We start from the raw sequence: 18,774 nt of genomic DNA, 5'->3' as shown, positions 1-18,774 counted from the left end.
CGAACAGCGCTCCTCAAGCGATAAATGACGGTATCTCGACATGGCACCACCTGCTTGAGGTGTTGCACTTCGTTTGTGAACTCAGGGGGGTCCACAGCAGCGCCGAAGTCATGGACCCCGGATCAAGTCCGGGGTGACGATGATCAACAGGGCAGCAACCGGTCATTTCCAGCCGTCGAGCGCAATCGGCCGCACGACCGACATGGAATGAAGCATGAGGCTTGCCTCCTCCCCCCTTGCCTTTCGCGCCGCGCATTGCTTCGGTCCGCGGCGATGACGAGCAAACCGACTCACCTCGACGACAGCGGCGCGGCGCATATGGTCGACGTCGGCGCCAAGCCCGCGACCGAACGGCGCGCCGTCGCCGGGGGGCGTATCGCGATGTCCGCCGACGCACTCGCCGCGATCCGCAGCGGCAACGCGCCCAAGGGCGACATACTCTCGACCGCGCGCATCGCCGGGATCATGGCCGCCAAGCGCACCGCCGAGCTGATCCCGCTCTGCCACCCGATCGCGCTGACCAGCGTGGCGGTCGATTTCGCGTGGGAGGAGGACGGCATTTCGGTGCGCGCGGCCGCGGCGACGACCGGCCCGACGGGGGTCGAGATGGAAGCGCTCACCGCGGCGTCCGTCGCGCTCCTCACCCTCTACGACATGGCGAAGGCGCTCGACCGCGCGATGCTGATCGGCGATATCCGCCTGCTCGAAAAGAGCGGCGGCCGCTCGGGCGACTGGCGCGCCGAATGAGCGCGCTCCTCCCCGTCGAAGAGGCGCAGGCGCGACTGCTCGCGCTTCGGCCTCCGCTTGCGGGCGAGAATGTCGCTTTTTGCGACGCGCTCGGGCGCTATCTGGCGGAGGATGTCGTCGCGCTGCGCGATCAGCCCGCCGCGCCGTTGTCGGCGATGGACGGCTATGCGGTCCGCTGCGCCGATCTGCCCGGGCCGTGGACGATCGCCGGCGAAAGCGCCGCGGGCGGCCCGCCCGCCCATGCGCTGGCGGCGGGCGAAGCGATGCGCATCTTCACCGGCGCGATGCTTCCCGAAGGCGCCGATACCGTCGTCATCCAGGAGGATGTCGCGGCCGAGGGCGGGCGGCTGGCACTCACGACCTCCGACGCCATCCGCGAGCGCCAGCACGTCCGTGCCCGCGCGAGCGATTTCGCCGCGGGCGAGCGGCTGCTCGCCGCCGGCACCCGCCTCACCCCCGGCGCGATCGCCGCCGCGGTGATGAGCGGGGCGAGCCAGCTGCGCGTCGGCGGCCGCCCGCGCGTCGCGATCCTGACCACCGGCGACGAGCTTGTGCAACCGGGCCGCCCGCTCGCGCCCGGCCAGATCCCCGACAGCAACGGCGTGATGCTCGCCGCGATGCTCGCGGGCGAACCCGCGCGCACCGGCCTGCCGCTCCACGTCGGCGATGCGCGCGCGCGGATCGCCGCGGCGCTTCAGGATCTCGCGCGGCATCACGACGTGATCGTCACCGTCGGCGGTGCGTCGGTCGGCGACCATGACCATGTGCAGGGCGCGCTCGGCGACGCGGGGGGCCGCGTCGATTTCTGGAAGGTCGCGATGAAACCCGGCAAGCCGCTGATCGCGGGGACGCTCGGCGACGCGCTGCTGCTCGGCCTTCCCGGCAATCCCGCCTCGGCCTTCGTGACCGCGACGCTGTTTCTCCTGCCGCTCGTCCGCCACCTCGCGGGCGCGGCGTCGCCGCTGCCGCCGGTCCTCTCGGCACCGCTCGCAAAGCCGCTCGGGCCGGGCAAGACGCGGCGCGACTATCTGCGCGCACGGCTCGATCGCGGCGCACTGCATCTGTTCGACGGGCAGGACAGCGGCCGCACCTTCCCGCTCGGCGGCGCCGACGCGCTGGCGATCCGCGAGATCGGCGCCCCGGCGCGTGCGGCGGGCGAGCCGGCGGACTATATCGCCATCGCTTGACAAGTTCCGCTCTGTTCCTCTATCGTTCTCCATATGTCCGGATATGGCAGCATGGAGACCTAAGCGATGTTGACCGCGAAGCAGCATGAACTGCTCCACTTCATCCAGCAGAAACTCGACGAAAGCGGCATCTCGCCCTCGTTCGAGGAGATGAAGGAGGCGCTGGGCCTCAAGTCGAAATCGGGCATCCACCGTCTGATAAGTGCCTTGGAAGAAAGGGGTTTTCTTCGCCGCCTGCCCAATCGCGCGCGCGCGCTCGAGGTGATCCGGCTCCCCGAGGGCGCGAAGAGCGCGATGCACGACCATCGCGACAATGTGACCCCGCTGCGCAAGGCGCCGCCGGCGCTCAAGCCGATCGCCGCGAACGACATCGTCGAAGTGCCGCTCCACGGCCGCATCGCCGCGGGCGTGCCGATCGAGGCGTTCGAGGATCACAACCAGCTCGCAATCCCCGCCGCGCTGCTCGGTGCGGGCGATCATTATGCGCTCGAGGTCTCGGGCGATTCGATGATCGAGGCGGGCATCCTCGACGGCGATTATGCGCTGATCCAGAAGGCCGACACGGCGCGCGAGGGCGACATCGTCGTCGCGCTGGTCGACGGGCAGGACGCGACGCTCAAATATTTCCGCCGCGAGGGCCGGATGATCCGGCTCGACCCGGCGAACAGTTCCTACGAGCCGCAGCGCTACGAGGCCGAGCGCGTCATGGTGCAAGGGCGTTTGTCGGGACTGCTTCGTCGTTACCACTGACCGCAAGCGGGCGCCGCCACGGATGTTCGTCGCCGCGGCGTAGCGCGGTGGCAACCTGCGGCGCGCTTCCGAGATAGAGCGCGAGCCCGCCGCTTTCGGCCAGGCTGTCGCGGTCGACCGTCAGCCAGCGTGCGCGGCATTCGCGCGGCAGCCAGCGGTGGCTGATCACGACATCGGCCGCAGCGCAGGCGGGCGCCATCGCCGCGCCGTCGATGCGGTCGTAGCCGCGCTGCGCGAGGATCGTGCGCCCGCGCTGGCGCCAGCGGCAGAAGTCGCGGTTGCACACCACATGGTCCAGATCGGTGAGCGCGCCGAGCGGTTCGTCGACCCCCGCCGCCTCGGCCATCGCGTCGCGCACATAGTCGCCCGCGCGGCTGCGCAGCAGCGCATAGCCGCCGCCCGGCACCGCTGCGGCGATGTGCCGCCCGTCGCCGCTGACCAGCAGATCGGGACGCGGCTGCGCGAGCAGCGCAGCGCTGCCGACGAGCAGAGGGAGGAACCCCGCGAAGCGCCAGCGCCGCTGCCACAGCAGCAGCCACAGTCCGCCGAGCACGGCGAGCGCGAAACCCCAGGCGGGAAAGATCGGCAGCGCCGCGACCGCGCCCGGCGCCGCCGCGACGTGATGCGCGAGCGCGATCAGCGCGGCGAGCGCCTGTCCGGCGACCCACCAGAAGGGCGCACCGATCCCCGCCGCGTCGAACAGCAGCGCCAGTGCCTCCGCCGGCATGATGACGAAAGTCGTGAGCGGAATCGCGACGACGTTGGCGAGCGCACCATAGAGCCCCGCCTTGTGGAAATGGAAAAGCGCGATCGGCGCGAGCGCGACCTCGACGACGAGCCCGGTTATGACCAACCCCGCGATGCCGCGGCCGAAGCGCACGACCCACGGCTCGTCGCGCCGGCCCACGAAATCGCGCATCCAGCGGCTCTCGTGCAGCGCGATGATCGCGGTGACCGCAGCGAAGCTCAGCTGGAAGCTCGGCCCGACGAGCGCCTCGGGCCGCCAGACCAGCACGAGCAGCGCCCCCGCCGCGACGAGGCGCAAGGTGATCGCCTCGCGCCCGAGCAGGAACGCCGCGAGCACGAGCAGCGCGGCGATCAGCGAGCGCAAGGTCGGCACCTCCGCCCCGGCAAGCCAGGTATAGCCCGCGCCGGCCAGCGCGCCCGCCGCCGCCGCGAGCGGCAGCACATGGCCCGCGAGCGCGAGCCGCCGATTGAGGCCAAGCAGACGCATCGCGAGCAGCATCGCGAAACCGACCACCGCGGTGACGTGCAGCCCGCTGATCGACAGCAGGTGCGCAAGCCCGCTGCGCCGCATCGCCTCGGCATCGTCGTCGCTGATCGCGCCGCGATCGCCGGTGACGAGCGCTGCGGCGACCCCGCCGGGCGATCCCGGCACCGCTTCGTGGATGTGCGCGCTCAGCCGTGCGCGCAGCGGCGGCCGCCCTTCCCCGGCGCCCGGCGCGCGGGCGATCTCGCCAAGCGCCGTGCCGACCGCGCCGATCCGGTCGAACCAGGCGCGCTGCGCGAAATCATAGCCGCCGGGCAGGCCTGCGGTCGGCGGCGGCATCAGCCGTGCGCGCAGCCCGATCGCCTCTCCGGGGACGATCCCCCGGCCCTGTTCGCCGCGCAAGGTCACGCGCAGTCGCGGCGGCAGGTCGCGGCGGCCCGCGGGGCGCAGCACCAGCCGCACCTGCCCGCGCGCGGGCAGCGGTTCGACGCTTTCGACGACCGCCGAAAATTGCGTCGTCACCGGCCAGGCGAGCACTGGCGCCGCGACCCACGCCGCGCGCGCCCAGATCAACAGCAATCCCGCCGCCATCGCCGCGCAACCGATCACGACGACGCGCCCGAAGCGCCGCTGCCAGCCGATCAGCCATCCGGTGAGCGTGCCGCCGCCGAGCAGCAAGAGCAGCCCGATCCAGTCGATCTCGCGCGGCAAGGCGAACCAGCTCGCAATCCCCGCACCGAGCGCGACGGGCAGCCACAGCGCGATCCGTTCGCGGTCGGCGTCGAGCCGCGCCTCGACCCAATCGGCGATCCGCCGCGGCGCCCGCATCGGCGCCCCGGCAATGGGCGTTTGAAGCGGCCATGTTGCCATGCTAGGGGCACCCCCGATCCCTGCGGCGCCGGCTCTCGCGGCGCGGGCAACCTGATTGAAAGAGTCGCCAGTGGCAACCCAAAACCCCACCGATCCGGTCGAAGCGACCGGCGCCGATGTCGTAACGCGCTTTGCGCCTTCGCCGACCGGTTTCCTTCATATCGGCGGCGCGCGCACCGCGCTGTTCAACTGGCTGTTCGCCCGCCATCACGGCGGCAAATTCCTGCTGCGCATCGAGGACACAGACCGCGCGCGCTCGACCGAGGCGGCGATCGAGGCGATCCTCGACGGGATGCGCTGGCTCGAACTCGATTGGGACGGTGATGCCGTCTATCAGTTCGCGCGCGCCGACCGCCACGCCGAGGTCGCGCAGGAACTGCTTGCAAAGGGCGAGGCCTATCGCTGCTATCTGACGCAGGACGAGCTCGCCGCGATGCGCGCCGAGGCGCAGGAAAAGCGCATGCCCTTCCGCGTCCGCAGCCCGTGGCGCGACCGCGACGACGGCGACCCCGCGCTCCCCCACGTCATCCGCCTGCGCGCGCCGCAGGACGGCGCGACGACGATCGACGACCGGGTGCAGGGCGAAGTCACGGTTCAGAACGCCGAGCTCGACGATTTCATCCTGCTGCGCTCGGACGGCACGCCGACCTATATGCTGAGTGTCGTCGTCGACGACAACGACATGGGCGTGACGCATGTGATCCGCGGCGACGACCATCTGAACAATGCCTTTCGCCAGCTCGCACTGCTCCGCGCGATGGGGTGGCGCGAACCCGTCTATGCGCATGTCCCGCTGATCCACGGCGCCGACGGGGCGAAGCTGTCGAAGCGTCACGGCGCGCTCGGCGTCGATGCCTATCGCGACGAAATGGGCTATCTGCCCGAGGCGGTGAACAATTATCTCCTGCGCCTTGGCTGGGGGCATGGCGATGCCGAGATCATCAGCCGCGAGCAGGCCGTCCAATGGTTCGACCTCGCGCACGTCGGCCGCTCACCGTCGCGTTTCGACTTCAAGAAGCTCGAGAATCTGAACGGCCATTATCTGCGCGAGGCCGACAACGACCGGCTCGCCGCGCTCGCCGCACCGCGCGTCGAAACGCTCATCGGCCGTGCGCTTACTGGCGACGAGCACGCGCTGCTGGCGCAGGCGATGGAATCGCTGAAGCCGCGCGCCAGGACGCTGATCGAAATCGCCGAGGGTGCGACCTTCCTCTTCGCGCCGCTCCCGCTGGCGATGGACGAGAAGGCGGCGAAACTGCTCGCCGATGCGCCCGAGGGGCTGCTGGCCGCTGCGGCCGACAGGCTGCGCGCGCTGGACGACTGGTCGGCCGAGGCAATCGAGGCCGCGGTGCGCGAAACCGCCGAATCGGCTGAACTCGGCCTCGGCAAGCTCGCGCAGCCGCTGCGCGCCGCGCTCACCGGTCGCGCGGTTTCGCCGGGGATTTTCGACGTGCTCCTGCTTCTCGGCCGCGACGCGAGCCTGGCGCGACTTGACGCAGCGCACAATTATCCGGCAGGGGCGTAGCCACATCGCCTTCGGCCTCTAGCACAGGGAACAAACCATGACCGACAAGACCGCCACCATCACCCTGGGGGACAAGAGCGTCGAGAGCCCGATTCTGTCGGGAACCGTAGGGCCCGACGTCGTCGACATCCGCAAATTCTATGGTCAGACCGGGGCCTTCACTTACGATCCCGGCTTCACCTCGACCGCGAGTTGCGAGTCGAAACTGACCTATATCGACGGCGACGAAGGCGTGCTGCTCCACCGCGGCTATGCGATCGGCGAGCTTGCCGAACATTCGAGCTTCATGGAAGTCGCCTATCTGCTGCTCAACGGCGAACTGCCGAGCGCCGACGAGCTCAAGACCTTCGACAATACGATCACCCGTCACACGATGCTGCACGAACAGCTCGCGACTTTCTATCGCGGATTCCGCCGCGACGCGCACCCGATGGCGATCATGTGCGGCGTCGTCGGCGCGCTGTCGGCCTTCTATCACGACTCGACCGACATTCAGGACCCGCACCAGCGGATGATCGCGAGCCACCGGCTGATCGCGAAAATGCCGACGATCGCGGCGATGGCGTATAAATATTCGATCGGCCAGCCCTTCATCTATCCGAACAACGAGCTGAGCTACACGGGCAATTTCCTGCGCATGACCTTTGGCGTGCCGGCCGAGGAATATGAAATCGTCCCCGCGGTCGAACGCGCGCTCGACCGCATCTTCATTCTCCACGCCGACCATGAGCAGAACGCCTCGACCTCGACCGTGCGCCTTGCCGGCTCGTCGGGCGCGAACCCCTTCGCGTGCATCGCGGCGGGCATCGCCTGTCTGTGGGGTCCGGCGCACGGCGGCGCGAACGAAGCGGCGCTCAACATGCTGCGCGAGATCGGCCGTCCCGAGCGCATCCCCGAATATATCGCGCGCGCGAAGGACAAGGACGACCCGTTCCGCCTGATGGGTTTCGGCCACCGCGTCTACAAGAATTACGACCCGCGCGCGACCGTGATGCAAAAGACGGTGCGCGAGGTGTTCGCGGCGCTGAAGGTCAGCGACCCGGTATTCGACGTCGCGCTCCAGCTCGAGGAAATGGCGCTCAGCGACGATTATTTCGCCGAAAAGAAGCTGTTCCCGAACGTCGATTTCTATTCGGGCGTGATCCTGTCGGCGATCGGTTTCCCGACGACGATGTTCACCGCGCTTTTCGCTCTCGCCCGCACCGTTGGCTGGGTCGCGCAGTGGAACGAGATGATTTCCGACCCCGCGCAGAAAATCGGCCGCCCGCGCCAGCTTTACACCGGCCCGGCGCAGCGCCCCTATGTGCCGGTCGACAAGCGCTGAACCGCAGCACCATAACCATGGTCGAAGGAAGGGGTCGCACGCGGCCCCTTTTTTTTGTTCAATGCAAATGGACGAGCTTGTCGGGATTGCGCACGACATAGATGCCAACGATGCGACCGTCCTCGATCTCGAGCGCGGTCGTCTGCACCTCGCCATCGGACTCGCGCGTAACGAAGCCCGGCAGGCCGTTGATCATGCCGGTGTGGAGCAAGGTCGAGCCATATTTGCCGAACAGCACCGCAAGGCTGCGGTGGACCTTCATCACCGTGTCGAAGCCGAGCACCGGAACGACCGCCGCGGGGCGCTTGCCGCCGCCGTCGGACCACATGCCGACGTCGGCGGCAAGGAGCGCGCCGAGTGCCGCCATGTCGCCGCTGCGCGAGGCGGCGAAGAAGGCCTCGGCGATTTCGAGTCCGCGCGCCTTTTCGAGCTTGTAGCGCGGGCGCGCCTCGCGGACGTGGGTGCGGGCGCGCGCGGCGAGCTGGCGCGCTGCGGCGGCGTCGCGGCCGATCGTCGCCGCGACCTCGTCGAAACCGACGCCGAAAACGTCGTGGAGCAGGAAAGCCGCGCGCTCCAAGGGGGAGAGCCGTTCGAGCGCGAGCATCAGCGGCAGCGTCACGTCATCCGCGGGCTCGTCCTCGACGAGCGGTTCGGGAAGCCACGGGCCGACATAGGTCTCGCGCCGCGCCCGCGCCGATTTCAGCTGGTCGAGGCAGAGCCGCGTCACGGTGCGGCGCAGCCACGCCTCGGGCACCGCGACCGCGTCGCGATCGGCGCCGAGCCAGCGGATGAAGGCGTCCTGCACGACATCTTCGGCATCGGCGACCGACCCCAGCATACGATAGGCGACGCGGACGAGCAGCGGACGCAGCGGGTCGAAACGCACCGCCGCGTCCGCCGCGTCACGGGTGCCTCGCGCCTCCTCCATCAGGCAGCCTTGGCCGGGGCGCCGCCTTCGTACCAGAGGCCGAAGCCGACCGCGATGCGGTTCCAGCCGTTGATGATGTTGATCATCAGCGTCAGTTTCATCTGCTCCTCCGGCGTGAATTCAGCCTCGATCGCCTCCTTGGCAGCCTTGTGTGTGTGCCCCTGCGACAGCCCCGTCAAGGCGTCGGTCCAGGCGAGCGCGGCACGTTCGCGCGGCGTGTAGCAGGGCGCCTCGTGCCACGCGGCGAGCAGGTAGATGCGCTGTTCGCTCTCACCGGCGGCGCGTGCTTCGGCGGTGTGCATATTGATGCAATTGGCGCAGCCGTTGACGATCGACGCGCGAATCTTGACGAGTTCGATCAGGCTCTTCTCGAGGCTGTCCTGCACCGCGAGCGAAGTCGCCATCCACTGCTTCATCAGCTGCGGCGCGGCGGCGAAGGGGTCGGTTACCTGGGTCATGTCCATGCTCCTTGGTTTGGGTTGCACCGATATGACGAGGCGGGATGCGCCGCTGTGACATGAGCCGCGAAAAAAATTCGCGCCGAGGGAGAAATCGGGTAGTTTGCGCCACCGACAGTAAAGGAAGGGGCGTGCCATGAAGTTTCTCGATGGTTTCACCGAACAGGCCTATGCGTTGCTGCGTATCGTTTCGGGCCTGTTGTTCCTCGCGCATGGCGTGCAGAAATTCCTGAACTTTCCGACCGATTTTCCGATGCCGCTCAATCCGATGCTCTATGCGGCGGGCACGATCGAGCTGGTCGCGGGCGCGCTTATCGTCCTCGGCCTGTTCACGCGCCCCGCTGCCTTTATCGCGAGCGGCATGGCGGCGGTCGGCTATTGGGTCGTCCACGGCAGCCAGAGCCCCTATCCGATCGTCAACGGCGGCGAGACGATCGTCCTCTACTGCTTCCTCTTCCTGTTCATCGCGACGCGCGGCGCGGGAATCTGGAGCGTCGACGGCGCGCGCAAGCCATAGAAGGCCGGCAAGTTTAGAAAGGCCGGTAGCGACCGATGGACGACGATCGGCATTTCATAACCTTGTCATTCCCGCGAAAGCGGGAGTGACAAAGAGAGAGGGACGGCCGCTTCCCACCCCAAAGCCGACATTCCCATAAATGCCGCCGCCTCTACGCCCCCGGCCCCTCATAGGCTTCGACGATCCGCCCGACGACCGGATGGCGAACGACGTCGGCGCTGGTGAAGCGGCTGACGCTGATCCCCTCCACCCCCTCGAGCCGCGCGACCGCGTCGGCAAGACCCGAGGTTGCGGGCGCGGGCAGATCGACCTGCTTGGGGTCGCCGCAGATGACCATGCGGCTGTTCATGCCGAAGCGGGTCAGAAACATCTTCATCTGCGGAATCGTCGTATTCTGCGCTTCGTCGAGGATGATGAAGGCATCGGCGAGCGTGCGGCCGCGCATGAAGGCCAAAGGCGCAATCTCGATCTCGCCGCTCGCGATGCGGCGCTCGACCTGCTCGGCGGGCAGGCAGTCGTGCAGCGCGTCGTAAAGCGGACGCAGATAGGGATCGACCTTTTCCTTCATGTCGCCGGGAAGGAAGCCCAGCTTCTCCCCCGCCTCGACCGCGGGGCGCGACAGGATCAGGCGCTGGACGCTGCCGGTGATCAGCTGCGCGACTGCCTGCGCGACCGCGAGATAGGTCTTGCCGGTGCCCGCGGGGCCGAGCGCGAAGATCACATCGTCGCGCGCGATCGCCTGCATATAGGGGATCTGTGACGGCGCGCGGGGGACGATCGTCTTCTTGCGCGTGCGGATCATCACCGGCGGCGCCTCGGTCGCCTCGTGGCGGATGATGCCGTCGAGCGTCGGCTGCGCCGACATCGCGATCACCGCATCGACGAGCCCCGCGTCGACCTCTTCGCCGCGCTCGATGCGGGCATAAAGGTCGGTGAGCACATCGCGGGCGCGCGCCGCCGCCTCGGCCTCGCCCTCGATCTGCACGCGGTTGCCGCGCGCCGAGATATAGACGCCGAGGCGGTTTTCGATCGCGACAAGATTGCGGTCGAATTCGCCGAAGAGGATGCCGAGAAGCTGTGTCCTTTCAAATTCGGCCGTCAGTCGAACGCGGTCGCCGGGTTCGGCGGGGGCAGCGGCGGTCATCGGGCGTTTGGACACGTGGGCAGGGCTCCTCAGCTGGCAATATATTCTGTGTACTCCCGCGAAGGCGGGAGTCCATCACTGATGCTCTCGAAATTCGGCGGACGGAGATGGGTCCCCGCCTTCGCGGGGACACACGAACCCCGAACCGGCATCAGGCGACCGTCTCCAGCACCGGCTCGGCGCCGAGGCTGTTCGGACCCGCCGAGATGATGCGCACATCGACCATATCGCCGATGGCGAATCCCGGCGCAGTGACGTGGACCGACTGGAGCCACGGCGACTTGCCGATCAGCTGGCCGTCGTGCTTGCCTGTGCGTTCGAGCAGCAGGCGCGTCGTGCGGCCGACGGTCGCCTCGTTGAACGCTTGCTGCTGTTCGTTGAGCAGCGCCTGGAGCCGCTGGAGGCGGTCGTTCATCACCGCTTCGCTGACCTGACCTTCCATCGCCGCGGCGGGGGTGCCGGGGCGGCGCGAATATTTGAAGCTGTAGGCCATCGCGTAGTTGGTCGCGCGGACGATATCGAGCGTCGCCTGAAAATCCTCCTCGGTTTCGCCCGGAAAGCCGACGATGAAATCGCCCGAGATCGCGATGTCGGGGCGCGCGGCGCGGACGCGCTCGATGACCTTCAGATAGGATTCGACGCTGTGGCTGCGGTTCATCGCCGCAAGGATGCGGTCGCTGCCCGCCTGCACCGGCAGGTGGAGGAAGGGCATCAGCTTCGCGACCTCGCCATGTGCGGCGATCAGCCCGTCGGTCATGTCATTGGGGTGGCTGGTCGTATAGCGGATGCGTTCGAGCCCATCCTCCTTCGCGAGTTCGCGGATCAGCCCGTCGAGCCCGATCGCCCGCCCCTTGTCGTCCTCGCCGTCCCACGCGTTGACATTCTGCCCGAGCAGCGTGATTTCGCGCACCCCGCCTTCGACGAGCGCGCGCGCTTCGGCGATCAGGTCGGCGAAGGGCCGGCTGATTTCGGCGCCCCGCGTATAGGGGACGACGCAATAGGTGCAGAATTTGTCGCAGCCTTCCTGCACGGTCAGAAAGGCGGTCGGGCGCTGGCCGCCGGCGCGCTTCGGCAGCGCGCCGAACTTGCTCTCCGCCGGCATGTCGAGATCGACCGCTTTCTCGCCGCGCCCGGCGCGCGCGATCAGCTCGGGCAGGCGGTGATAGGCCTGCGGCCCGACAACGACGTCGACGCTCGGCGCGCGGCGCGCAATCTCGGCGCCCTCGGCCTGCGCGACGCAGCCCGCGACGGCGATCGTCGGGCGGGTGCCGTCGTCGCGCTTCAGCCGGCCGATGTCCGAATAGACTTTCTCGGCCGCCTTTTCGCGGATGTGGCAGGTGTTGAGCACGACGAGATCGGCATCGGCGCCGTCGGCGGCGGGCACATAGCCCTCGGCGCCGAGCATCTCGGCCATACGCTCGCCGTCATAGACGTTCATCTGGCAGCCGAAAGATTTGACGCGATAGGTCTTGGGGGAGTCGGATTTCATCGCGCCGCTATAGGCGATGCGCGTGACGGGCGGAAGGGCGGTCCGCCACAGCCTGCGTTGCGGCGATCGCGCGGCGCGCCGCTTCGCTGATCGCCTTGCGGTCGTGCGTCGCTTCATAGGGCAGCGGATCGAGATAGTGGATGGTCAGCCAGATCGGACGTTTGCGCGCGATCAGCCGCTTGAAATTGTCGAGCCCCGATTCGGGGTCCTGCCAGGAAATGTCGGTCGCATCCTCGCCATAGTCGAGGAACACCGGCTGGACGCGCACCCCGGGCGGCGGCGGCGTCACCGCGGCGAAGAGCGAGGCGCGGAACGGCAGCAGCCCGTCGCCCGGCCCCGTCGTGCCTTCGGGAAACAGCGTCACCGGCTGACCGCGCTTCAGCGCGCCGCGCAGGCTGTTCGCCTGATTATGAATGTCGCGCCGCGCCTCGCGCTCGACATAGACGGTGTTGTTCTGGTCGGCGAGCCAGCCGACGAGCGGCACTGTCTCGATATCGGCGCGCGACACGAAGGCCGACCGCGCCGCGCCGCCGAGCGCCAATATATCGAGCCAGCTCAGATGATTGGCGGCGAACAGCACATTGCGCTTCAGCCTTTTGCCCGTCGTGCGGATGCGCAGGCCCGCGATCCAGCCGGCGGCGTTGAGGAACGCCATCACCATCGGCGAGGGGCGCCCGGCGGCGCGGTAGCAGAGGTGCGGAACGATCAGGAAGAGCAGCGCCAGCACCATCGCGGTGAGGCGCAGGACCGAACGCCAGGTGACCGGAGCGCGATCAGTCGCGCTTGCGATCGAGGGAGACACCATAAAGTTCCATGCGGTGGTCGACGAGCCGGTATCCGAGCCGCTCGGCGATCACCTTTTGCAGCGCTTCGAGTTCGGGATCGACGAATTCGACGACCTTGCCCGTCTCGACGTCGATCAGATGGTCGTGATGCGCCTCGGGTGCCGCCTCATAGCGCGAGCGGCCGTCGCCGAAATCGTGGCGGTCGAGAATCCCCGCCTCTTCGAACAGGCGTACGGTGCGGTAAACGGTGGCGATCGAAATGCCGCTGTCGATCGCCGAGGCGCGTTCATAGAGCGTCTCGACGTCGGGATGATCCTCGGAATCGGAGATCACGCGCGCGATGATCCGGCGCTGTTCGGTGATCCGCAGACCCTTTTCGTGGCACAGGGCTTCAAGGTCGATCGTTCCGGACATGCGGGCCTTTCCTGCTGATGCGCAGTCGTGTCGTTTATGACACCTGTATAAGGTCGCTCAGCGCATAGAACAAGGGCGGCACCCGCTGCGCCGTCCCCGTTCCAAATCGTTGAAAGCCGGTCCTATACGACCTTCTTGCGCTTGCGTCCGCCACCGCGACCCTTGGTACCGAGGCCGATTTCCTTGGCCAGCGCGCGGCGCTTTTCGGCATAGTTGGGCGCGACCATCGGATAGTCGGCGGGCAGCCCCCATTTGGCGCGATAATCGTCGGGGGTCATCCCGTAGTGCGTCATCAGGTGGCGGCGGAGCATCTTCAGCTTCTTGCCGTCTTCCAGACAGACGATGTGATCGGGCTTTACCGACGCGCGGATCGAGACCGCCGGCACCGGCTTTTCTTCCTCAACCGGCTGATTGCCCAGTCCCGACAAGGCGCTGTGGACATTATTGATCAGCATGGCGAGATCGGAAATCGCGACGCTGTTGTTGCTGACATGCGCGGCGACGATATCTGCCGTCAAAGTGACGAGCATTTCATTGGTATCAGATTGTTCCGACATTTCGGAGATTCCTTATTGGGCGACCCAGAGAACACAGACAGGAAATAGTGATGTCATTTCTTGCCCGTGATACATTCATGCCATTATGGCACCAGTTTCGCAATGGAGGATTGGCGCGGTTCGGGCGTTCACGCGCGCCGCATCGTAATCGCATCGCGAACGACACCGTCGCGGCCGCGATAATATTGCCGCCGGCGTCCGCACTCCGCGAAACCTGCGGTTTCATACAGATGAACTGCCTCGTTATCGGCACGCATTTCGAGAAAATATTCATTTACGCCCTTATTGGCGGCCCAACGCATCCAGTCGTCGAGCAGGCGGCGGCCGACCCCGCGACCGCGCCACGCGGGATCGACCGCGAGCAGCAGCAGTTCGCTCTCCGGCCCCGCGATCCGCGCCGCCGAAAAGCCGCACGGCACCTCGCCGTCCCACGCCAGACACACGCGCGCCGTAGACAGCGCGAACAGGGTCGCAAGCTGCGCGGTGCTCCACGCTTCGCCATAGGCGGGATCGAAGGCCGCCTCCATCACCCGCATCACCGCGCCGGTGTCGGCGATGCGCGCGTCGGAAAGGCGGATTTCGCCGCTCATCGCGCCGCCATCGGTCTGGCGTCGGGAGCGCGCCCGTAAATCGGGCTGGGATCGTCGAACAGCGTGCTATCGGGCAGCGCCGCAAAGCTGCGCGCATCGGGAAGCAGGGGCAGCGCCCGTCCCGCGCCGCGACGCGCGACAAAGGCCTCGGCGCGGTTGCCGATCACGAGCGGATCGGCCGCCGCAACCGCCGCGTCGGGAAGCAGCGAGCGCACCGCGCCGCGCGGGGCCAGGTCGGCAGCAAAAGGCTGGACGAACCATTGCCCGTGCCCGCCCTCCATCGCGACGAGCGCACCGCCCGCCTCGCGGATCGCATCGGCCGCCCCCGCCGCGACGAGCGCGAGGGTCGAAAAGCCGCGGACCGGCACGCCCCAGCCGAGCGCGAGCGCACGCGCCGCCGCGACCCCGATGCGCACCCCGGCAAAGCTGCCCGGGCCGCAGCCGACCGCGAGTCCGTCGGCGCGCCCGCCATCCGCCAGCTCGGCGATCAGCGGCACCAGCCGCTCGGCATGGCCGCGGCCGATGACTTCGTGGCGATGGTCGGCGAGCAGCCCGTCGTCGAACAGCGCCACCGAACAGGCCTCGCTTGCCGAATCGACGACCAGGGTTCGCATCGGTGCCCGCCCGCGGCCTCAGTCGATGCGATTGAAGCGCGCGAAATCGGGACGCGGGCTGCGCTCGAAGATGCTCGCGGGGTCGCCATGGCCGAGCGTCGAGATGAAATTGCTCTTCACATTCGGCGTGTCGGCAAAGAAGGCGGCGTCGACCGCGGCATTGTCGAAGCCCGACATCGGCCCGGTGTCGAGCCCGAGCGCACGCGCCGCCAGGATGAAATAGGCACCCTGCAGGCTCGAATTGCGAAAGGCGGTGACCTCGGCGAGCGGCGCATTGCCCGCGAACCAGCTGCGTGCATCGGTGTGCGGGAAAAATTCGGGCAGATGCTCGAAAAACTCATGATCCATCGCGATGATCGCGGTGACCGGGGCTTTCAGTATCTTCTCGCCGTTCGCGGGCATGGCGAGCGCGGCGAGCTTTGCCTTCGCTTCGTCCGAGACGCACCAGACGATCCGCGCCGGCAGGCTGTTCGCGCTCGTCGGGCCGAACTTCATCAGGTCCCAGATCGCGCACAGCTGCGCCTCGCTCACCGGCTTGTCGAGATAGCCATTATAGGTGCGCGCGGTGCGAAACAGCTGGTCGAGGGCGCCATCGGGCAGCGGCTCGCTCATCGGGCAATCTCCTGTTGCTGGGATGGAAATCCGCGGCGATCAGACGGCGTGAACCGCGGTCACCTCGGGAACATAATGTTTGAGCAGCGCCTCGATGCCATTCTTCAGCGTCGCCGTCGAGGACGGACAGCCGGCGCACGCACCCTGCATCTTCAGATAGACATTGCCCTTGTCGAAACCGCGATAGACGATGTCGCCGCCGTCGTTGGCGACCGCAGGGCGGACGCGCGTTTCGATCAGTTCCTTGATCTGGTCGACGATGTCGGCGTCGGCGGGATCGTCGGCGAAACCGCCCTCCTCCTCGGCCGGAACCGCGAAGCCGGCGCGCGCGGGGTGAAAGAGCGGCATATCGGCGAGAAAATGATCCATCACGATGCCGAGCACGTCGGGCTTCACATCGGCCCATTCGGCACCCGGCGCGATCGTCACCGAGACGAAGTCGCGGCCGAAGAAAACGCCGGTGACGTCGCCGAGCGAAAAGAGCGCGGTCGCAAGCGGCGAAGCCTCGGCCTCTTCGGGGCTCGCAAAGTCGCGCGTCCCCGCTTCCATCACCGGCCGGCCGGGCAGGAATTTGAGCGTCGCCGGGTTGGGCGTCGATTCGGTTTCGATCAGCATGGGCTGCATGTGGGGCGCCAGGCGACTTTGTGCAAGGCACCGCACATGCGCTAAGGCGATGCGATGCGCCGCTTCACCCATTTCGCCGCCCTCGACTGGTCGGGCGCTCGCGGCGAGCGGCAGCGCGGGATCGCGCTTGCGGTGGCGAGCGGGGCGGCCGCGCCGGCGCTCGTCCGGCCGGGACATGTCTGGTCGCGCGCCGAAATCGCCGCCTGGCTCGAGGAGATCGCAGCATCGCGCGCCGACATGCTGATCGGCTTCGACTTTTCCGCCGCCTTCGCCTTTGCCGACCGCGGCGCCTATTTCCCCTTATGGTCCGAAAGTCCCCCGGACATCCGTGCGCTTTGGGCGCTCGTCGAGCGGCTCGCGGGCGGCGATCCGCACCTCGAATCCGGCGCTTTCCTGGCCCACCGCGAGGCGCGCCGCCATTTCCGTCACGCGGCGGGCGATGTCGGCGACCTGTTCGAACCCGGCGCCGGGCGATTGCGGTGCGTCGAGTGGCATCAGCGCGCGACGCGGCAGGCCGCGAGCGTCAGCAATTTCAACCTCGTCGGCGCGGCGCAGGTCGGCAAGGCAAGCCTGTCGGGGATGCGCCTGCTCCATCGGCTCGGCGGCCGTATCCCGCTCTGGCCGCTCGATCCGGTGCCCGCGCGCGGCCCGCTGCTCGTCGAAATCTACACCAGTCTCGCCGCGCGCGCCGCCGGCGTGCCCCACGGACGCAGCAAGATTCACGACGGCGGCGCGCTCGACGCCGCGCTGGCGCAGCTCGGATCGCAGCCGGTCGGAATGAAGGGGCCGGTAAGCGACCATGCGAGCGATGCGCTGCTGGCCGCGGCGTGGCTGCGCGCGATCGCGGGCGAGGCGGCGATATGGACCCCTGCGCCCCTCACGCAGGCGATTGCCGACACCGAAGGCTGGACCTTCGGCATCATTTGACGCAAAGGGCCACAAGCGCCACGCCGGCTTAGCTCAGTTGGTAGAGCAACCGCCTTGTAAGCGGTAGGTCGTCGGTTCGAGTCCGACAGCCGGCACCAGCTTCCCGCACGGCCCCTGCCCGCCGCTCAAAGCGACGCGATGGGGCCCCGGACCGCGTCGAACTGCGCGGCGACATGCCGGCTATAGGGCAGGCCCGCCTCGCGGACCACCAGCTCGTCTCCCTCCCATTCGACGATGCCGCGCCGTTCGAAATCGCGAAAGGTGGCGCGAATGTCCGCGGGCTCGGCATCGTCGAACCGGGATCGGCCGCGGCACAGGATGTCGCGGATGTGCCGCCCGCGACGCTGCTGCGCCGGATCGACCCGAACGCCGCGCACGGCGGCCAATTGCCCTTCACCGACGAGGTCCCGATAAAGGCCCGAGCGCTTTTCGTTCTGGACGATCAGGTCGGGAAAGCCGCTGATCGCGCTGGCGCCGAAGCCGATGAGCACTGCGGCATCGTCTTCGGTAAAACCCTGAAAGTTGCGATTCACCCTGCCCTCGCGCGCGGCGATGGCGAGCGGATCGCCCGGCCGTGCGAAATGATCGAAGCCGACCGCGGTATAGCCCGCGGCGGTCAGGCGGCCGTGGCCGTGCGCGGCCTGGCGGAAGCGCTGCTCGTGGCCGGGCAGGCAGCGCGCGTCGATGCGGCGCTGGCGCGGGATCATCGCGGGCAGATGGGCATAGCCGAACAGCGCGACGCGGCTCGGCGCGAGACGGATCGTTTCGTCGAGCGTCGCGTCGAGATCGGCGAGCGTCTGTCCCGGAAGTCCGTACATCAGGTCGAAATTGATCGCCTCGATCCCGCGCAGCCGCAGCGCCGCCACCGCCGCCTCGATCTCGGCGAGCGGCTGGATGCGCCCGATCGCCGCCTGAATCTGAGGCGAAAAGGTCTGCACCCCCATGCTGACGCGCGTCACCTTTGCCGCGGCGAGCACGAGCGCCCATTCGGCGGTGAAGCCGCGCGGGTCGATCTCGATCGAAATATCGGCGTCGCCGACGTCGAAGATGGTGGTGAGGCGGTCGAGAAGGCGCACGAAATCGACCGGCGCGATCGCGTTGGGGCTGCCGCCGCCAAAGGCGATGCGCCGCACGCGCGCGCGGCCGCCGAGCCGCCTCGCGACGACCGGAATCTCGGCGCGAAGCGCGGTCAGATAGTCGGCGAGCCGTTGCCTGCGTCCCGCCGCGCCGGTGTTGCAGCCGCAATACCAGCAGATCTGTTCGCAATAGGGGATATGGACATAGAGCGACACCGGCGTCGCGGGCGCGACGCGGTCGAGCGCGGCGGCATAGTCGTCCGCACCGACATCCTCGGCGAATTCGAGGGCGGTCGGATAGCTCGTATAGCGCGGCACGGGCCGGGCGAGCAGGTCGGGATGATAGCTCCACATGGCATCGGACTAGGCGTGCCGCCCCGCCGCTGCATTGACCGGGATCAAGGT

The 18,774-nt window shown here is 68.0% G+C and carries 20 protein-coding genes and 1 tRNA gene; 8 read left to right on the top strand and 13 right to left on the bottom strand.

Annotated features, from left to right (window positions below):
* The first annotated feature begins 273 nt into the window (after positions 1-273).
* From moaC to lexA, 3 genes are all read left to right on the top strand, one after another.
* Positions 274-747: a cyclic pyranopterin monophosphate synthase MoaC gene (gene moaC / locus CHB69_RS18180; RefSeq protein ID WP_089217330.1), complete on the top strand. Its 474-nt coding sequence runs from the start codon at positions 274-276 to the stop codon at positions 745-747.
* On the top strand, positions 744-1,934 hold the full coding sequence (locus CHB69_RS18175) for a molybdopterin molybdotransferase MoeA (RefSeq protein ID WP_089217329.1): 1,191 nt from the start codon (positions 744-746) through the stop codon (positions 1,932-1,934). The genes moaC and CHB69_RS18175 overlap by 4 nt, the downstream gene beginning before the upstream one ends.
* A gap of 66 nt (positions 1,935-2,000) precedes the next feature.
* Complete coding sequence (gene lexA / locus CHB69_RS18170) at positions 2,001-2,684, top strand: transcriptional repressor LexA (RefSeq protein ID WP_089217328.1); 684 nt, start codon at positions 2,001-2,003, stop codon at positions 2,682-2,684.
* On the opposite strand, the gene CHB69_RS18165 is transcribed toward lexA, so the two are convergent.
* On the bottom strand, positions 2,638-4,743 hold the full coding sequence (locus CHB69_RS18165) for a ComEC/Rec2 family competence protein (protein WP_245836944.1): 2,106 nt from the start codon (positions 4,741-4,743) through the stop codon (positions 2,638-2,640). The genes lexA and CHB69_RS18165 overlap by 47 nt on opposite strands.
* A 112-nt stretch (positions 4,744-4,855) precedes the next feature.
* On the opposite strand from CHB69_RS18165, the gene gltX reads away from it, so the two are divergent.
* Together gltX and CHB69_RS18155 are read left to right on the top strand one after the other, a co-directional pair.
* On the top strand, positions 4,856-6,310 hold the full coding sequence (gltX, locus tag CHB69_RS18160; RefSeq protein WP_089217326.1) for a glutamate--tRNA ligase: 1,455 nt from the start codon (positions 4,856-4,858) through the stop codon (positions 6,308-6,310).
* Between the two features lie 37 nt (positions 6,311-6,347).
* Entirely contained in the window at positions 6,348-7,634 is a 1,287-nt protein-coding gene (locus CHB69_RS18155) for a citrate synthase (RefSeq protein WP_089217325.1), read from the top strand.
* Between the two features lie 58 nt (positions 7,635-7,692).
* Here CHB69_RS18155 and CHB69_RS18150 read toward each other — a convergent pair whose 3' ends face one another.
* Both CHB69_RS18150 and CHB69_RS18145 read right to left on the bottom strand, forming a co-directional pair.
* On the bottom strand, positions 7,693-8,562 hold the full coding sequence (locus CHB69_RS18150) for a sigma-70 family RNA polymerase sigma factor (protein WP_089217324.1): 870 nt from the start codon (positions 8,560-8,562) through the stop codon (positions 7,693-7,695).
* Positions 8,562-9,020, bottom strand: a complete 459-nt coding sequence (locus tag CHB69_RS18145; protein ID WP_089217341.1) for a carboxymuconolactone decarboxylase family protein — start codon at positions 9,018-9,020, stop codon at positions 8,562-8,564. Before CHB69_RS18145 ends, CHB69_RS18150 begins: the two co-directional genes overlap by 1 nt.
* A gap of 136 nt (positions 9,021-9,156) precedes the next feature.
* Between CHB69_RS18145 and CHB69_RS18140 the strand changes: the two genes are divergently transcribed.
* A complete protein-coding gene (locus CHB69_RS18140) occupies positions 9,157-9,537 on the top strand; it encodes a DoxX family protein (RefSeq protein ID WP_089217323.1) in 381 nt (126 codons plus the stop codon).
* 151 nt (positions 9,538-9,688) lie between these two features.
* Here the strand turns inward: CHB69_RS18140 and CHB69_RS18135 are convergent, their stop codons facing one another.
* From CHB69_RS18135 to CHB69_RS18095, 9 genes are all read right to left on the bottom strand, one after another.
* Positions 9,689-10,681, bottom strand: a complete 993-nt coding sequence (locus CHB69_RS18135; protein ID WP_245836946.1) for a PhoH family protein — start codon at positions 10,679-10,681, stop codon at positions 9,689-9,691.
* A 151-nt stretch (positions 10,682-10,832) separates the two neighbouring features.
* Entirely contained in the window at positions 10,833-12,170 is a 1,338-nt protein-coding gene (miaB, locus tag CHB69_RS18130; protein WP_089217321.1) for a tRNA (N6-isopentenyl adenosine(37)-C2)-methylthiotransferase MiaB, read from the bottom strand.
* A gap of 7 nt (positions 12,171-12,177) precedes the next feature.
* Positions 12,178-12,975, bottom strand: coding sequence for a lysophospholipid acyltransferase family protein (locus CHB69_RS18125; protein ID WP_245836942.1), 798 nt, complete (start codon positions 12,973-12,975; stop codon positions 12,178-12,180).
* The gene (locus tag CHB69_RS18120; protein WP_089217320.1) at positions 12,944-13,369 is read right to left on the bottom strand and encodes a Fur family transcriptional regulator; all 426 of its coding nucleotides are present in this window, start codon (positions 13,367-13,369) and stop codon (positions 12,944-12,946) included. The genes CHB69_RS18125 and CHB69_RS18120 overlap by 32 nt, the downstream gene beginning before the upstream one ends.
* 122 nt (positions 13,370-13,491) lie before the next feature.
* Complete coding sequence (locus CHB69_RS18115; RefSeq protein WP_089217319.1) at positions 13,492-13,926, bottom strand: Ros/MucR family transcriptional regulator; 435 nt, start codon at positions 13,924-13,926, stop codon at positions 13,492-13,494.
* Positions 13,927-14,054: 128 nt separating this feature from the next.
* Entirely contained in the window at positions 14,055-14,516 is a 462-nt protein-coding gene (locus CHB69_RS18110) for a GNAT family N-acetyltransferase (RefSeq protein ID WP_245836940.1), read from the bottom strand.
* On the bottom strand, positions 14,513-15,130 hold the full coding sequence (gene tsaB / locus CHB69_RS18105) for a tRNA (adenosine(37)-N6)-threonylcarbamoyltransferase complex dimerization subunit type 1 TsaB (RefSeq protein WP_089217318.1): 618 nt from the start codon (positions 15,128-15,130) through the stop codon (positions 14,513-14,515). The genes CHB69_RS18110 and tsaB overlap by 4 nt, the downstream gene beginning before the upstream one ends.
* Positions 15,131-15,148: 18 nt before the next feature.
* Positions 15,149-15,742 carry a malonic semialdehyde reductase gene (locus CHB69_RS18100; protein WP_089217317.1) on the bottom strand — a complete coding sequence of 198 codons (594 nt, stop codon included), beginning with the start codon at positions 15,740-15,742 and terminating at the stop codon, positions 15,149-15,151.
* A gap of 39 nt (positions 15,743-15,781) precedes the next feature.
* The gene (locus CHB69_RS18095; RefSeq protein ID WP_089217316.1) at positions 15,782-16,357 is read right to left on the bottom strand and encodes a NifU family protein; all 576 of its coding nucleotides are present in this window, start codon (positions 16,355-16,357) and stop codon (positions 15,782-15,784) included.
* Between the two features lie 63 nt (positions 16,358-16,420).
* Here CHB69_RS18095 and CHB69_RS18090 point away from each other — a divergent pair, with 63 nt between their 5' ends.
* Positions 16,421-17,293: a hypothetical protein gene (locus tag CHB69_RS18090; RefSeq protein WP_089217315.1), complete on the top strand. Its 873-nt coding sequence runs from the start codon at positions 16,421-16,423 to the stop codon at positions 17,291-17,293.
* A 22-nt stretch (positions 17,294-17,315) separates the two neighbouring features.
* Positions 17,316-17,391 (top strand) — tRNA-Thr (locus CHB69_RS18085).
* Positions 17,392-17,418: 27 nt separating this feature from the next.
* On the opposite strand, the gene hemN is transcribed toward CHB69_RS18085, so the two are convergent.
* Positions 17,419-18,723, bottom strand: coding sequence for an oxygen-independent coproporphyrinogen III oxidase (gene hemN / locus CHB69_RS18080; RefSeq protein WP_089217314.1), 1,305 nt, complete (start codon positions 18,721-18,723; stop codon positions 17,419-17,421).
* Positions 18,724-18,774 lie beyond the last annotated feature (51 nt).

It is taken from the genome of Sphingopyxis indica, from assembly GCF_900188185.1.
GTDB lineage: Bacteria > Pseudomonadota > Alphaproteobacteria > Sphingomonadales > Sphingomonadaceae > Sphingopyxis > Sphingopyxis indica.
This window is presented reverse-complemented; position numbering and strand designations above follow the sequence as displayed.